Raw genomic sequence first — 15,406 nt, forward strand, 5'->3', positions numbered from 1 at the left:
TGGAAACAAGCAGGAGAACACCTTCCCATGAGAGTACTGCTGGTCGAGGACCACGATGAACTGGCCACCTGGGTGATGCAGGCGTTGCGCGCGCTGCATTTCACCGTGGAGCGCGCGGCCGACGCGGCCAGTGCGCAATCCTTGCTGTTCAGCACGCACGCCGGCAGCGCGGGCGGGGCCGGCAGTGACTACGCGCTGGTGCTGCTGGACCTGACCCTGCCCGACCGCGACGGCCTGGACCTGCTCGCGCGCCTGCGCGCTCGCGGCTGCCGCGTGCCGGTGATGATCCTGACCGCGCGCGGCGAAGTGGGCGACCGGGTCAAGGGCCTGGACCTGGGCGCCGACGACTATATGGCCAAGCCCTTCGACCTGGCCGAGTTCGAGGCGCGCGTGAAGGCGCTGCTGCGCCGCGCGCGCCAGACCGAGGCGCCGCTGGTGGTGTGCGGCGGCCTGGGGTTCGATACGGTGTCGCGCCATTTCCAGGTGGGCGGCGTGCCGCTGGCGCTGACGCCGCGCGAGCATGCGGTGCTGGAGATCCTGATGACGCCGCCCGGCAAGACCGTCAGCAAGGACCGCATCTACGCCAGCATCTTCACCCTGGCCGACGACACCCAGCCGGACGTGATCGAGGTCTACGTGCATCGCCTGCGCCGCAAGCTCGAAGGCTCGGGCGCCGCCATCGTGACCTTGCGCGGGCTGGGCTACGTGCTGGAGCCCAGCGTTGGCTGAGCCGCGCAAGCGCGCCGCTAGCCTGCGCGCACGCCTGCTGTGGTGGCTGATCCCGCCCATGCTGGCGCTGCAGGCCGCGTACGGCGTGGTGGCTTACTCCAACGCGCTGGAATCCGCCAACCAGGCCTATGACCGCACCTTGCTGGCATCGGCGCGCAACATTTCCGAGCGCATCACGCTGACCCCCGAAGGCGTGCGCGTGGACGTGCCGTATATCTCGCTCGATACCTTCGAGGTGGGCATGAACGCCACCATGTTCTACCGCGTCAGCGGCGTGCATGGCGAGTTCGTCTCGGGCTACGACGACCTGCCGCCATTCGATGCCAGCCAGCCGCGCACCAAGCTGTATCCCGCGCTGGTGAGCTTCTACGACCGCACCTACCGTGGCCAGCCGATTCGCATCGCCGCGCTGCGCCAGCCGGTGATGGACGCCAGCGGCACGCGCGGCGGCATGGCCTTGATCGAGGTGGGCGAGACGCTGGACTCACGCCAGGCGTTGACGCGCAACATCCTGTTCGATGTGCTGTGGGGCCAGCTGATGCTGGTGCTGGCCGCGGTGCTGGTGATCTGGCTGTTCACGCGGCGCGCGCTGGCGCCGCTCGATGCGCTGCGCGAAGCCGTGGCGCAACGCCAGCCCGGCGCCACCACGCCGCTGCCGCTCGACAGCGCCCCGCGCGAGACCGCGCCGCTGGTGGAGGCCATGAACGGCTACATGGCGCGGCTGGAACAGGTGCTCGCCGCGCAGCGCCGCTTTATCGCCGACGCGGCGCACCAGCTGCGCACGCCGCTAGCCGTGCTGCACACGCAGGCCCAGCTGGCCGCGCGCGAGCGCGATCCCGACGAGCAGCGGCGCATCGCGCAGGGCCTGGCCGACAGCACCGCGCGCATGGCCGCGCTGGCCGAGCGCCTGCTGTCGATGGCGCGCGCCGCCCACGGCGGGGCCGAGGCGCCGCGCGCGCTGGACCTCGCGGCGTTGGTGAAAGAGGTCTGCCTTGAGCTCACGCCCGCCGCGCGTGCGCGCCGCATCGACCTGGGCTTCGAAGGCGAGGGCGCGCAGCCAGTGCGCGGCACCGATCTGCTGCACGAGCTGGTGACCAACCTGGTCGACAACGCGCTGCGCTATACGCCATCGGGCGGGATGGTCACGGCGCGTGTCTTGCGCGCGGGCGAGGCGGTGGTACTGGAAGTGGAGGACGACGGCCCCGGCATTCCCGCCGCGGAACGCGCGGCGGTGCTAGAGCCGTTTTACCGCGGCAAGGCGGCGGGTTTGAAGGCGCCCGGTGAGGCGGCGCCCACTGGCTCGGGGCTTGGCCTGACCATCGTGCGCGACATCGCCGTGGCGCATGGCGCGTCGCTGGCGCTGCTGGATGGCGCGCAGGGCAGGGGCCTGCTGGCGCGGGTGCGCTTCGCGCCGGCATAGGGCGGCGCGAAGGCTCCCACCGCGCCATTCGCCATTCGCTATTGCGTTGCCGAGCTGCCGGGCGCTGTGCCAGCCGGCGCCGTATTGGACGCGCTATCCGTCTCGATATGCCAACCGCCGCCCAGCGCCTTGATCAACACCGCGCTGGTCGTGTACTGGCGGCCCACGATGGTCAGGTAGGTGCGCTCCGCCGTGTAGGCGGTGGTCTGCGCGGTCAGTACGTCCAGCAGGCTGGCGGTGCCAGCGCGGTAACGGTTGTTGACCAGGGCCAGCGCATCACGCGCCGAACGCAGCGCGTCGTTCTGCACCACGCCTTCTTGCTCCAGCAGGCGCGCGCCGGCCAGGTTGTCCTCGACCTCCTGGAACGCGGCGAGCACCGTCTGGCGGTAGTTGGCCACGGTCTGATCATAGGCCGCCACCGCCTGCGCCTTGGCCGCGCTGCGCAGGCCACCGTCGAACAGCGTGCCGGCCAGCGCCGGGCCGATCGACCACACGCGGTCCGGCAGCGACAGCCAGCGCGCCAGCGTGCTGGCGGAAAGCCCGCCGGTGGCCGACAGCGACAGCGTCGGGTAATACGCCGCCTGCGCAACGCCGATCTGCGCGTTGGCCGCGGCCATGCGGCGCTCGGCCGCGCCGATATCGGGCCGGCGTTCCAGCAGCGCCGACGGCACCGCGATAGGCACGCGCGGCACGGCGGCGGCATAGTCCTGCGGCGCGATGGAGAGGTCGGCCGGCGGCTTGCCAGTCAGGATGGCGATGGCGTGCTCGAGCTGCGCGCGCGTGATCTGGATATCGATCTGCTGCGCCTGCGCGGACTTGAGCTGGGTCTCGGATTGCAGCACGTCCGAGCGCTGGGCGGTGCCGGCTGCGTACTGGTTGCGTACCAGCTGCAGGGATTTCTCGTAGTCGACTACCGTGCGGTCAAGCAACGCCTTCTGCTGGTCGGCAATGCGCAGCAGGAAATAGCTCTGCGCCAGCGTGGTCTGGGTCGACAGCAAGGTCGAAGCCAGGTCGGACTGGCTGGCCTGCGCGCTGGCTTCGCTGCTTTCCACCTGCCTGCGCACGCGGCCCCACACATCGATTTCCCAACTGGCCGACAGCGTGGCGTTCTGGCTGTTGCCGATCAGGCCGCTGCTGCCGCTCGCGCGGCTCAGCCCGGCCGATGCGCCCAGCGTGGGGAAGTAGCCGGCGCGCGCCGATTGCAGCGCGGCCAGCGCTTGCCGGTACTGCGCCTCGGCCGCCTTGATGTTCTGGTTGGATACCTGCACCTGCGACATCAGCGTGTCGAGTGCCGGATCGCTGAACACCGCCCACCAGTTGCTGCGCGCGCTGGCATCCTGTGGCTCGGCCGGTTTCCACGTGCCCCACTGCGAGGTGTCGGCGGGTGCTTCCTTGAAGGCCGGGGTGCTGGGCGCGTCAGGCCGCTTGTAGTCGGGGCCCACGGCGCAGCCGCCCAGCAGCAGGGCGCAGGCTATCGTCAGCACGGTCGCGGGGACGGAGAGGGCAGGGAGGCGAAGAAAAGCGTTCATGGATCGCATTCAGGGTTCGAGGCTGGCCGTGGCCGCAGGCACGGCGGAGCGGCGCTGGCGCCAGGCTTTCACCTTCAGGCGCCAGCGGTCCAGCGTCAGGTACACCACGGGCGTCGTGTACAGCGTCAGCAACTGGCTGACCACCAGCCCGCCGACGATGGAGATGCCCAGCGGCGCGCGCAGCTCGGCACCGTCGCCGTGGCCGATCGCCAGGGGTATCGCGCCGAGCAGGGCCGCCATGGTGGTCATCAGGATCGGGCGGAAACGCAGCAGGCAGGCGCGGTAGATGGCGTCATGCGGCGACAGGCCCTCGCGCCGCTCGGCGTCGATGGCGAAGTCGATCATCATGATGGCGTTCTTCTTGACGATGCCGATCAGCAGGATCACGCCAATCAGCGCGATGATGCTGAAGTCCGTGCCCGAGGCCAGCAGCGCCAGCAGCGCGCCGACGCCGGCCGACGGCAGGGTGGACAGGATGGTGAGCGGATGCACGTAGCTCTCGTACAGCATGCCGAGCACGATATAGATGGTGATCAGCGCGGCCAGGATCAGCAGCGGCTGGCTCTTGAGCGAATCCTGGAAGGCCTTGGCGCTGCCCTGGAAGTTGGCCTGCAGCGTCTCCGGCACGCCAATGCGCGCCATCGCGTCCTTGACCATGTCGGTCGCCTGCGATAGCGAGACGCCCTCGGCCAGGTTGAAGGAGATGGTGGAGGCCGCGAACTGGCCCTGGTGATTGACGCCCAGCGGCGTGCTGGTGGGCGTGAACCGCGCGAAGGCCGACAGCGGCACACGCTTGCCGCCGCCAGTGACCACATAGACATCCTGGAGCGCATGCGGGCCTTCCAGGTACTCGGGGCTGAGCTCCATGACCACCCGGTACTGGTTGAGCGGATTGTAGATGGTGGACACCAGGCGCTGGCCGAAGGCATCGTTGAGCACCGCATCGATCTGCTGCGCGGAGACGCCGAGCTTGGACGCGGTGTCGCGGTCGATGATCACCGAGGTCTGCAAGCCCTTGTCGTTGGTGTCGGTGTCGACGTCTTCCAGCCCCTTGAGGTTGGAGATGGCCGCGCGCACCTTGGGCTCCCACTCGCGCAATACGTCGAGATCGTCCGACTGCAGCGTGAACTGGTAGGCCGAGCTGCTTTGGCGCCCGCCAATGCGGATGTCCTGCACCGAGGTCAGGAACAGGCTTGCGCCGGGCTCCTTGGCGAGCTTGACGCGCAGGCGTGCCACGATGGCATCGGCGGATTCGCGCTCGGCAATCGGCTTGAGCGTAACGAACATCTGGCCGGTATTGCGTTGCGAGCCGCCGGTGAAACCCGTCACATTGACCACCGCCGGATCGGACTGCACGATCTTGATGAAGTTATCGAGCTTGGGGCGCATGGCCTGGAACGAGGTGGCCTGGTCGGCGCGGATAAAGCCGATCAGGCGCCCGGTATCCTGCTGCGGGAAGAAACCCTTGGGCACGATCGTGTAGAGCCAGACATTGAGGCCGATGGTGGCCAGCAGCACCAGCCACACCAGCCTGCTATGGCGTAGCGCTACCGCCAGCGTGCGTGAGTACCCATCGTGCATCCAGGCGAACACCCGCTCGCTGGCGCGGTAGAGGCGGCCCTGGCGCTCGGGGCGCACCGGCTTGAGCAGGCGCGCGCACATCATCGGCGTGGCCGTGAGCGAGACCACCAGCGACACCAGGATCGCCACCGACAAGGTGATGGCGAACTCCTGGAACAGCCGCCCGACGATGCCGCCCATCATCAGCAGCGGGATAAACACCGCGATCAGCGACAAGCTCATCGACAGCACCGTGAAGCCGACTTCGCGCGAGCCCTTGAGCGCGGCTTCGAGCGGCTTCATGCCTTCCTCGATGTGCCGCGAGATGTTCTCCAGCACCACGATGGCGTCATCCACCACGAAGCCGGTGGCGACCGTGAGCGCCATCAGCGACAGATTGTTGAGTGAGAAGCCGGCCAGGTACATCACCGAGAAGGTGCCGATCAGCGACACCGGCACCGCCACGCTGGGGATCAGCGTGGCGCGCACGTTGCGCAGGAACAGGAACACCACCATGATCACCAGCGCCACCGAAATCATCAGGGTGTGCTCCACCTCGCGCAGCGAGCCGCGGATGGTGGGGGTGCGGTCCATCATCACTTCCATCTTGATGGCGGACGGGATCATCTGCTGCAGCGACGGCAGCATCTCGGTGACGCGGTCCACCGTCTCGATGATGTTGGCGCCGGGCGAGCGGTTGAGCACCAGCAGCACCGAGGGCTGGCCGTTGGCGGAGCCGGCGTTGCGGATGTCCTGCACCGAGTCGGTCACCCGCGCCACGTCCGACAGCCGGATCGGCACTGCGAAGGAGTTCGGGCCGCCGCTGCTGGTGTTGCCGCCGGTGGCGCCGGTGCTGATGGTGGTGGTGCCGCTGCTGGTGGTCAGCGTAGTGGTGGTGACCCCGTTGACGGTCTTGGTGCTCACGCCGCCGCCCGCGGTGGCGTTGGCCGTGCTGGCGATCAGCGCACCGGCCGAGGCCGACGAGTAGGTGCCCGGCGTGGCGTAACGCACGATCAGCGGCATGTAGTCCGCCGCCTTCATGGCCTGGTCGTTGGCGTAGACCTGCCAGTTGGTGGTGGTGTTTTCGAGCGAGCCGAGCGGACGGTTGGCGTTGGTGGCGCTGATGGTGTTGCGCACATCCTCCAGCGAGACACCGTACTTGTTGAGCGCCGTGGGGTTGAGCTCCACCCGCACCGCCGGCAGCGACGAGCCGCCGATGGTGACCTGGCCCACGCCCTCGATCTGCGACATCTTCTGCGCCAGGATGGTCGAGGCCGCATCGTAGAGCTGGCCGCGCGTCATGGTGGGCGAGGTCAGCGCGATGATCATGATCGGCGCATCGGCCGGGTTGACCTTGCGGTACGTCGGGTTGCTCGGCAGGCTGGTGGGCAGCGTGGCGCGCGAGGCATTGATGGCGGCCTGCACGTCGCGCGCGGCGCCGTCGATGTCGCGCGAGAGCTCGAACTGCATCGTGATGCGGGTCGAGCCCAGCGAACTGCTGGAGGTGATCTCGGTGACGCCGGCAATGGCGCCCAGGGCGCGTTCCAGCGGCGTGGCCACGGTAGCGGCCATGGTCTCGGGGCTGGCGCCGGGCAGCGAGGCCGACACCGAGATGGTGGGGAAATCCACCTGCGGCAGCGGCGACACCGGCAGCAGCCGCAGTGCCGCCAGCCCCGCCAGCAGGATGCCGATGGTCAGCAGCGCGGTGGCGACCGGGCGATGGATGAAAGTGGCCGACAGGTTCATTACGGCCTCGGCTCCGGAGCGTGCCCGGCTTCACTGCCACCTGCGCCACCACCCGTGTCGTCGCCAAACCGGCGCTGGCGCCAGGCTTTCAGGCGCGTTGCCACGCTGTCGAACGCCAGGTAGATCACCGGCGTGGTGAACAGCGTCAGCACCTGGCTGACCAGCAGGCCGCCCACCATGGTGATGCCCAGCGGGCGGCGCAGCTCCGAGCCGATGCCGGTGCCCAGCATCAGCGGCAGCGCCGCCAGCAGGGCCGCCATGGTGGTCATCAGGATGGGGCGCAAGCGCAGCAGGCAAGCCTGGAAGATCGCCTCGCGCGGCGCCATGCCGCCCTCGCGCTCGGCCTCGAGCGCGAAGTCGATCATCATGATGGCGTTCTTCTTGACGATACCGATCAGCAGGATGATGCCGATGATCGCGATGATGCCCAGGTCCTGGCCCGAGACCAGCAGCGCCAGCAGCGCGCCTACGCCGGCCGAGGGCAGGGTCGAGAGGATGGTCACGGGATGGATGGTGCTCTCATAGAGCACGCCCAGCACGATGTACATCGTGATCACCGCGGCCAGGATCAGCCACAGCGTGTTGGACAGCGAAGCGCGGAAGGCCAGCGCGGCGCCCTGGAAATCAGTCTGCATCGAGATCGGCAGGCCGATTTCCTGCTCCACCTTGGCGATCTTGTCGACCGCGGCGCCGAGCGATTCGCCCGGTGCCAGGTTGAACGAAATGGTGGCGGAAGGGAACTGGCCCTGGTGGTTGATCACCAGCGGCCCCGTGCGCTCGCTGATGCGCGCGAACGCGCCCAGCGGCACCTGCCCGCCGGAGGAGGAGGGCAGGCGCAGTTCCGCCAGCGACTGCGGATCGGTGCGGAATTGAGGCATGGCCTCCAGTACCACGCGGTACTGGCTCGCCTGCGTGAAGATGGTCGACACCAGGCGCTGGCCGAAGGCGCTGTACAGCGCGCTGTCGATCACCGCGGTGGTGATGCCGAAGCGCGCCGCGGCGTCGCGGTCGATATCCACGTAGGCGCGCAGGCCGTTGTTCTGCTGGTCGCTGGCCACGTCTCGCAGCTCCGGCTCCAGCTTCAGGCGCTCGACCAGTCTCGGCACCCAGGTGGCCAGCGTGGTGGGGTCCGGGTCCTGCACGGTGAACTGGTACTGCGTGCGTGCCACGCGGTCCTCGATGGTCAGGTCCTGCACCGGCTGGGTGTAGAGCGAAACCCCGCCGAGCTTGTCGACCGCGGCCTGCAGGCGGCGCGTCACGTCCTCGATGGAGTCGCTGCGCTGGTCCTTGGGCTTCAGGTTGATCAAGAGGCGCCCGGCGTTGAGCGTGGTGTTGGTGCCGTCCACGCCGATGAAGGACGACAGGCTTTCCACCGCCGGGTCTTCCAGCACCACCTTGGCCACTGCCTGCTGCTTCGCTGCCATGGCGGGGAACGAGGTGGTCTGGGACGCTTCGGTAATGCCCTGGATCACGCCGGTGTCCTGCACCGGGAAGAAGCCCTTGGGCACCAGCATGTACAACAGCACGGTTAGCACCATGGTGCCAACGGCGACCAGCAAGGTGAGTTTCTGGCGGTCCAGCACCCATTCCAGCGCGCGGCCGTAGCGGTCGATCACGTTGTCGAAGAAGCGGCCGCTGGCGCGGTGAAAGCGCGAGAGCTTCTCATCGGGGACATGGTGCAGCAGGCGCGCGCACATCATCGGCGTGAGCGTCAGCGAGACCACCGCCGAGATCAGGATCGACACCGCTAGCGTGATGGCGAACTCGCGGAACAGGCGCCCGACCACATCGCCCATGAACAGCAGGGGGATCAGCACGGCCACCAGCGAGAACGTCAGCGAGATGATGGTGAAGCCGATCTGCTTGGATCCCTTGAGCGCCGCCTCCATGGGCGAATCGCCCTTCTCGATGTAGCGCATGATGTTCTCGATCATCACGATCGCATCGTCCACCACGAAGCCGGTGGCAATGGTCAGTGCCATCAGCGTCAGGTTGTTGATCGAGAAGCCCGCCAGGTACATCACGCCGAAGGTGCCCACCAGCGACAGCGGCACCGCCACGCCCGGGATGATGGTGGCCGGCACGTTGCGCAGGAAGACGAAGATCACCATCACCACCAGCGCGACCGCCAGCAGCAGTTCGAACTCCACGTCGCGCACCGAGGCGCGGATGGTGGTGGTGCGGTCGGTCAGCAACTGCACCTTGACCGAGGCCGGCAGCGCGTTCTGCAATTGCGGCAACAGGGCCTTGATGCGGTCGACCACCTCGATCACATTGGCGCCGGGCTGGCGCTGGATGCTCAGCACGATGGCCGGCTTGTCGTTGGCCCAGGCCGCCAGGCGGCTGTTCTCGGGCCCGTCGACGATGTTGGCCACATCGGTGATGCGGATCGGCGCGCCGTTCTGGTAGCCGACGATGATCTGGCGGTACTCGTCGGCGGACTTGAGCTGGTCGTTGGCGTCGATGGTGGAGGCGCGCGCGGGGCCGTCGAAGCTGCCCTTGGCGCCGTTGACGTTGGCGCTGCCGATCGCCGTGCGCAGGTCGTCGATCGACATGCCGAGCGCGGCCAGCGCGGTCGGGTTGGCCTGGATGCGCACTGCCGGGCGCTGCCCGCCGCTGATGCTCACCAGCCCCACGCCCTGCAGCTGCGAGATCTTCTGCGCCACGCGGGTGTCCACCATGTCCTGCAGCTTGGGCAGCGGCATGGTGTCGGACGTCATGGCCAGCGTCATGATCGGCGCGTCGGCCGGGTTGACCTTGCTGTACACCGGTGGCATCGGCAGGTCCGCCGGCAGCAGGTTGCCGCCGGCATTGATGGCGGCCTGCACCTCTTGCTCGGCCACGTCCAGCGACAGCGTGAGCTCGAACTGCAGCGTGATCACCGAGGCGCCACCCGAGGAGGACGACGACATCTGCTTGAGGCCCGGCATCTGGCCGAACTGGCGCTCCAGCGGCGCCGTGATGGACGAGGTCATCACATCCGGGCTGGCGCCCGGATACAGCGTGGTGACCTGGATGGTCGGGTAATCGACCTCCGGCAGCGCCGACAGCGGCAGCAGCCTGAAGGCCACCAGGCCCGACAGCAGGATGGCGACCATCAGCAGCGCGGTGGCGACCGGCCGCTCGATGAACAAGCGTGAGGGATTCATGCTGGGTCCTTACTGCGGCCGCTGGGGCGCCGCGCCCGCCGGGGCGCCAGCGCTGCCGCCGCCATCCGTTGCAGCCGCGCTCGCGCCGTCGCGGTGACGGCGCCCTTCACCGTGCGCACCCGAGGCACCCGAGTCACCCGAGGCACCCGGCACGCCGGAGGCGCCGGCCGCGCCGGCCGCGCCGCTGGCGCCACCATCGCGGCGCCGTCCGCGCCCGCGCGGCGCGCTGGCCGGTACCAGCGCGGCTGCGCGCGCTGCCGGGTCCACGGTTTCCACCGTCATGCCTTCCTTGAGCCGGTCGGCACCGTCGACCACCACGCGCTGGCCGGGCTGCAGGCCCTTGGTCACCACGGTGCGATCGCCGTCGCTCGTGCCGAGCGCGACCACCTGGACCTTGACCTTGCTGCTGTCGTCGACGACATAGACAAAGGTGCCTTGCTGGCCGCGCTGGATTGCCGCCACCGGTACCACGGTGGCGTCCTCGATCGTGTCCACCTTGGTGCGCATGTTGACGAACTGGTTCGGGAACAGCAGGCCGTCCTGGTTCTGGAAGATCGCCTTGAGCTTGACCGTGCCGGTGGTGGTGTCGATCTGGTTGTCGGTAGTCAGCAGCGTGCCATCGGCCAGGCGGTTGCGGGCCTGGCGGTCCCAGGCCTGGACGGGAATGGTCTCGCCCGCGTGCAGCCGCTTGAGCACCGACGGCAGGTTGTCTTCAGGGATGGTGTAGAGCACCGCGATCGGCTGGATCTGGGTGATCAGGGCGATGCCGTTGGTGTCGCTGGTGCTGATGATATTGCCCGGGTCGACCTGGCGCAGGCCGATGCGGCCGGAGGCCGGCGCCATGATGCGGGTGTAGCCCAGTTGCAGGCGGGCGCTGTCCACGTTGGCCTGGTCGGTCTTGACCACGCCTTCATACTGGCGCACCAGGGCGTCCTGGGTGTCTACCTGCTGGCTGGAGATGGAATCCTGGCCGAGCAGCGTGCGGTAGCGCTTCTGGTCCAGGCGGGCGTTCTCCAGCAGGGCGCGGTCGCGCGCCAGCGTGCCCACGGCCTGGTCCAGCGTGGCCTGGAACGGGCGTGGGTCGATCTCGGCAAGCACGTCGCCGGCCTTGACCATCTGGCCCTCCTTGAACAGGACCTTGAGCAGAGGACCCGACACCTGGGCCCGCACGGTCACATTGGCCACGGGCGTGACATTGCCCAGGCCGTTGAGGATGACGTCCATATTACGCTTGGCCACGGTGCTGACCACCACCGGCGAGCGCTGGCCGCCGGGACCCCCAGGGCCGCCGGGGCCGCCAGGGCCACCACGGCTGCCGTTAGTGCCGCCGGGCGCGCCTGCGGCACCGGCTGCGGGCGTACGATGCTTGTACCAATACCAGCCGCCGCCGGCCAGCAGCAGGATCAGCGCGGCGGCGATCAGTTTGCGGCGGCGCGAGGCAGCCTTGGGCGGCGGTGGCAGCTTAGCCGGTTGATGTTCTTCGGGGTTGGCCATGACCGGATCCTGGGAGCGACGCGTCAACAAAAACGCGTTTGAACGATTTTCGGGGTATGAGAGGCAGAAGTATGCCGCAACGCCGTCGGCACGTGCCGCTGGCAGCACGCGGCTTCATGCGCGATTACGCGCTGGCCGGGCGGCGTCGGGCGGGGCCGTCCTGACCGGCGACCGCCGGCAACGGCAACATAAGCGAAGCATAATGCGCGCTGGCGGCACTCATGTTTCAGCGCGGGCGGCCAATCTTACAGATCATTACCAGCAGCCCGGGTGTAATGCCCTGAAACAATTCGCCCGGATTGCCGCGCCCAGCCTAGCTATCATCTGCCTATGCGAGCCAATCAGCCTACCCAGATCCTCGTCGTGGACGACGATCCCGAACTCCGCGACCTGCTGCGCGAATACCTCACCCAGCAGGGCTTTGCCGTGTCCGTGCTGCACGATGGCGAAGGCTTGCAGGCACGCCTGGAGCGCGAGCGCCCCGCCCTGATCGTGCTCGACCTGATGATGCCCAAGGTGGATGGGCTGACCGCATTGCGCAACCTGCGTGCCAAGAACGACGACATTCCCGTGATCCTGCTGACCGCGCGCAGCGACGAGATCGACCGCATCGTGGGGCTGGAGATCGGCGCGGACGATTATCTCGGCAAGCCATTCTCGCCGCGCGAGCTGCTGGCGCGGATCAATGCCGTGCTGCGCCGCAAGCTGGCCCGCCCCGCGGCCGCGCCGGAAGACCGCGAGGGCATGGCCTTCGGGCCATTCCGCGTCAACTTCCGCCAGCGCTCGCTGGTGCGCAGCGGCGACCCGGTGGCGATCAGCGATACCGAGTTCGCGCTGCTCAAGCTGCTGTTGATGCACCCGCTTGAGGTACTGTCGCGCGAGCGCATCGTGGAGCTGATGTATGGCACCGCGAGCGGCATCAGCGACCGCGGCATCGACGTCCAGATCTGGCGCCTGCGCCGCCTGCTCGACGAAGACGCCCAGCGTCCCCGCTACATCCAGACGGTACGGGGGCGCGGTTACACCTTCGTGCCCGACGAAGCCGAAGACATTGCCCAATGAAGCTGCGCATCGATACGCTGTTCGGACGCATCGCGCTGCTGATCGCAGCGGTGCTGGTGCTGAGCCATTTCTCCTGGCTCGCGATCCTGCGCATGGATCGCCGCCAGCAGCAGGTGGATTACTCCGTCGAGCAGATGATGTTCCAGTTCGAGAGCATCCAGCGCGCGCTTGCCGCTCAGCCGCCCATCAAGCTGCCAAGCCTGGTGGAAGTGGCCAGCGAGGCCAGCGCGGCCGAGCACACCGTGGCGGCCAAGGGCCGGGCGCGGCGGCTGGTCGAGCAGTTCTCTCAGCGCATGCCGCCCGGGACCCAGGTACGGCTCGAGGAAGACCAGACCACGCGCATCTGGGTCAAGCTGCCGCACCGGCAGGACTGGATCGCGATGCCGGCGCTATGGGTGGTCAACCCGCCGCCCGACAACCGCCTGCTGCCTGGCGTGATCCTGGTGGTCGGCGTGGCCATGGCAGTGGCCTTGCTGATTGCCTGGCAGATCCAGCGCCCGGTGCGCGACATGGCGGCTGCGGCCGAGCAGCTGTCGCGCCAGCACGCCGTCAAGCCGCTGCGTGAGCGCGGCCCCCACGAGCTGCGCCAGTTGATCGTGCGCTTCAACCGCATGATGGCTGACCTGACCCGCATCGACCAGGAGCGCAATACGATGCTTGCCGGCATCGCCCACGATCTCAAGACGCCGCTGGCGCGGTTGCGGTTGCGCGCGGAGATGCTGGCCGACCCCAAGGCCGCAGCCGGCGTCACGCGCGATGTCGAGTCCATGTCCGCCATCGTCGAGCAGTTCCTGACCTTCGCCCAAAGCGGCGAACCCGCGGCGCGGCCGGTGCCGGTCGATCGCCGCATCGGCGAGCTGGCCGCCTCGCTGGCCGAGCAGGACAAGCCGGTGGAGGTCTCGCTGATGGCAGGCGAGGGCTTCCGCATGATCGCCACCCAGCTCGACCGTATCGTCGGCAACCTGATCGACAACGCCTATGCCTACGGGGCAGCGCCGGTGCTGCTCAGCACCTCGCGCCAGGCCGACGGCTGGCACATGGTGGTGGAGGACCATGGCGAAGGCATTCCGCCTGACGCCATGGAAAAGGTCACCCTGCCGTTCGTGCGGCTGGACCCGGCGCGCGGCGGCAATGCGCACTCGGGCCTGGGCCTGGCCATCGTCGACCGGCTGGTGCGCCAGGCGGGCGGCCGCCTGGTGCTGGCAAACCGGGACGAGGGCGGCCTGCGGGTGGAAATGGTGTTTCCGTTCGCGGCGCTGGCACAAGCGGCCTGAGCGTCGGCCGCCGGACGGCGGCGTCCCGGCTCGTATCACATCTGGAACACAATCAGGAGGTTTTCCCCTTCACGGGGGGCTGCCGGCTGACGCCATGGCCATGCGGGCCATATGCTGGCTTGCGTGGTACGCAGCTTGCTGCGAGTAGTTGCTCAGTGCGCTTAGGCAACGCGTAGCGCCAATCCAGTGGATCAGGAGACGCATCATGGCAACTTTCGTCACGCTTCTAAACTTCACCGACCAGGGAATCCGTACCGTCAAGGACACAACCAAGCGCGCCGCGGCTGTTCGCGAAATGGCAAAGGCAAGCGGCATCGAAATGAAAGATATCTTCTGGACGCTCGGGCAATATGACCTGGTAGCGACCTTTACCGCGCCCGACGATGCCACCATGACCGCATTCGGCCTGGCCCTGGGCATGGCGGGCAACGTCCGCAGCCAGACGCTGCGTGCCTTCTCCACTGACGAGATGAACGGCATCCTCAGCAAGCTGCCGTAGCCACTTGCCAGCCGGCATCAAAAAGCCCGCATCATTGTGCGGGCTTTTTACTGTCTGACACGGCGCTCAGGCGCCTGGCGCCTTTTTCTTCTCGCCGATGCGGCTTTCCTTGCCGGCCAGCAGCTTTTCGATGTTGGCGCGGTGCCGCACCACCAGCAGCACGCTGATCGCGAATACCGCGCCGGCGAGCACGTCCACACCCGACATCAGGACATAGAAGAAAGGCGCAAAGACCGCCGACACCAGCGCCGCCAGCGACGAGTAACGGAAGAAGAAGGCCACGATCAGCCAGGTCGCCATCGTGCCCGCGCCCAGCAGCGGGTCGATGGCAAACAGGATGCCGGCCGCGGTGGCCACGCCCTTACCGCCCGCAAAGCGGAAGAACACCGGGAACAGGTGGCCCAGGAACACCGCCACCGCCACCAGCGCGATGCCCGTGTCGTCGACGCCGTACGCCGGGCCGAAGCGCTGCGCCAGCCAGACCGCCAGCCAGCCCTTCAGGGCATCGCCGATCAGCGTCAGGATGGCGGCCTTCTTGTTGCCGCTGCGCAGCACGTTGGTGGCACCAGGGTTGCCGGAGCCATAGGTGTGCGGATCGGGCAGGCGCATGGCCTTGCTGACCACGACGGCAAAGGAAATGGAGCCGATCAGGTAGGCGGCTAGTGCGAAGATCAGATTGGCCATGTGGGAATTGGGGGTTTGAGGCTGGCGGGATTGTAGCGTGGAAGGAAGGATGGATGGGGGGATGGGGGGGCGTTCGAGGGGGGGTGCTTTTGTCAGCGGCGATGGCGTTTGGACCCCAGTGCCGTACGACATTGCCCTGCGGGGGTGGTCGCTATTTCTTTGAGCGGCGTTGGTTTTTGCACTCAAGGGCCATACGACATCCCCCTGCGGGGGCTGCCGGTCACTTTTCTTTGACCGGCAAAGAGGGTGGAGACAAAACA

Annotated in this window: 10 protein-coding genes; 5 read left to right on the plus strand and 5 right to left on the minus strand. The window is 67.9% G+C overall.

The window, feature by feature from the left end; translation table 11 throughout:
* Window positions 1–27 precede the first annotated feature (27 nt).
* Both AC1RQK_RS36410 and AC1RQK_RS36415 read left to right on the plus strand, forming a co-directional pair.
* Window positions 28–729 (plus strand): response regulator, encoded by a 702-nt coding sequence (locus AC1RQK_RS36410; RefSeq protein WP_253933184.1) that lies wholly within the window; start codon window positions 28–30, stop codon window positions 727–729.
* Window positions 722–2,149 (plus strand): sensor histidine kinase, encoded by a 1,428-nt coding sequence (locus AC1RQK_RS36415; protein WP_492376139.1) that lies wholly within the window; start codon window positions 722–724, stop codon window positions 2,147–2,149. Before AC1RQK_RS36410 ends, AC1RQK_RS36415 begins: the two co-directional genes overlap by 8 nt.
* A 38-nt stretch (window positions 2,150–2,187) precedes the next feature.
* Here AC1RQK_RS36415 and AC1RQK_RS36420 read toward each other — a convergent pair whose 3' ends face one another.
* The 4 genes from AC1RQK_RS36420 to AC1RQK_RS36435 are packed head-to-tail and all read right to left on the minus strand — an operon-like array spanning window position 2,188 to window position 11,627.
* Entirely contained in the window at window positions 2,188–3,678 is a 1,491-nt protein-coding gene (locus AC1RQK_RS36420) for an efflux transporter outer membrane subunit (protein ID WP_492814249.1), read from the minus strand.
* Between the two features lie 9 nt (window positions 3,679–3,687).
* Window positions 3,688–6,984, minus strand: a complete 3,297-nt coding sequence (locus tag AC1RQK_RS36425; RefSeq protein ID WP_492814251.1) for an efflux RND transporter permease subunit — start codon at window positions 6,982–6,984, stop codon at window positions 3,688–3,690.
* Window positions 6,984–10,133 carry an MdtB/MuxB family multidrug efflux RND transporter permease subunit gene (locus tag AC1RQK_RS36430; RefSeq protein WP_492814253.1) on the minus strand — a complete coding sequence of 1,050 codons (3,150 nt, stop codon included), beginning with the start codon at window positions 10,131–10,133 and terminating at the stop codon, window positions 6,984–6,986. The genes AC1RQK_RS36425 and AC1RQK_RS36430 overlap by 1 nt, the downstream gene beginning before the upstream one ends.
* A gap of 9 nt (window positions 10,134–10,142) precedes the next feature.
* Entirely contained in the window at window positions 10,143–11,627 is a 1,485-nt protein-coding gene (locus tag AC1RQK_RS36435; protein WP_492376135.1) for an MdtA/MuxA family multidrug efflux RND transporter periplasmic adaptor subunit, read from the minus strand.
* 330 nt (window positions 11,628–11,957) lie between these two features.
* Here AC1RQK_RS36435 and AC1RQK_RS36440 point away from each other — a divergent pair, with 330 nt between their 5' ends.
* The 3 genes from AC1RQK_RS36440 (at window position 11,958) to AC1RQK_RS36450 (ending at window position 14,462) form a co-directional block, all read left to right on the plus strand.
* Entirely contained in the window at window positions 11,958–12,689 is a 732-nt protein-coding gene (locus AC1RQK_RS36440; protein WP_492376134.1) for a response regulator, read from the plus strand.
* Entirely contained in the window at window positions 12,686–13,963 is a 1,278-nt protein-coding gene (locus AC1RQK_RS36445) for an ATP-binding protein (protein WP_492376133.1), read from the plus strand. The genes AC1RQK_RS36440 and AC1RQK_RS36445 overlap by 4 nt, the downstream gene beginning before the upstream one ends.
* Before the next feature lie 205 nt (window positions 13,964–14,168).
* Window positions 14,169–14,462, plus strand: a complete 294-nt coding sequence (locus AC1RQK_RS36450; protein ID WP_492376131.1) for a GYD domain-containing protein — start codon at window positions 14,169–14,171, stop codon at window positions 14,460–14,462.
* Between the two features lie 66 nt (window positions 14,463–14,528).
* Here the strand turns inward: AC1RQK_RS36450 and plsY are convergent, their stop codons facing one another.
* Window positions 14,529–15,146: a glycerol-3-phosphate 1-O-acyltransferase PlsY gene (gene plsY, locus AC1RQK_RS36455; RefSeq protein ID WP_492376130.1), complete on the minus strand. Its 618-nt coding sequence runs from the start codon at window positions 15,144–15,146 to the stop codon at window positions 14,529–14,531.
* Window positions 15,147–15,406 lie beyond the last annotated feature (260 nt).

This window comes from Cupriavidus sp. GW822-FHT02D05 (assembly GCF_058802485.1).

What these genes read in the sequence shown, in the direction of transcription:
- AC1RQK_RS36445 (WP_492376133.1), top strand. Translation starts at nt 12,686, where the DNA reads ATGAAGCTGCGCATCGATACGCTGTTCGGACGCATCGCGCTGCTGATC.
- AC1RQK_RS36435 (WP_492376135.1), bottom strand. Translation starts at nt 11,627, where the DNA reads ATGGCCAACCCCGAAGAACATCAACCGGCTAAGCTGCCACCGCCGCCC.
- AC1RQK_RS36425 (WP_492814251.1), bottom strand. Translation starts at nt 6,984, where the DNA reads ATGAACCTGTCGGCCACTTTCATCCATCGCCCGGTCGCCACCGCGCTG.
- AC1RQK_RS36420 (WP_492814249.1), bottom strand. Translation starts at nt 3,678, where the DNA reads ATGAACGCTTTTCTTCGCCTCCCTGCCCTCTCCGTCCCCGCGACCGTG.
- plsY (WP_492376130.1), bottom strand. Translation starts at nt 15,146, where the DNA reads ATGGCCAATCTGATCTTCGCACTAGCCGCCTACCTGATCGGCTCCATT.
- AC1RQK_RS36450 (WP_492376131.1), top strand. Translation starts at nt 14,169, where the DNA reads ATGGCAACTTTCGTCACGCTTCTAAACTTCACCGACCAGGGAATCCGT.
- AC1RQK_RS36410 (WP_253933184.1), top strand. Translation starts at nt 28, where the DNA reads ATGAGAGTACTGCTGGTCGAGGACCACGATGAACTGGCCACCTGGGTG.
- AC1RQK_RS36440 (WP_492376134.1), top strand. Translation starts at nt 11,958, where the DNA reads ATGCGAGCCAATCAGCCTACCCAGATCCTCGTCGTGGACGACGATCCC.
- AC1RQK_RS36430 (WP_492814253.1), bottom strand. Translation starts at nt 10,133, where the DNA reads ATGAATCCCTCACGCTTGTTCATCGAGCGGCCGGTCGCCACCGCGCTG.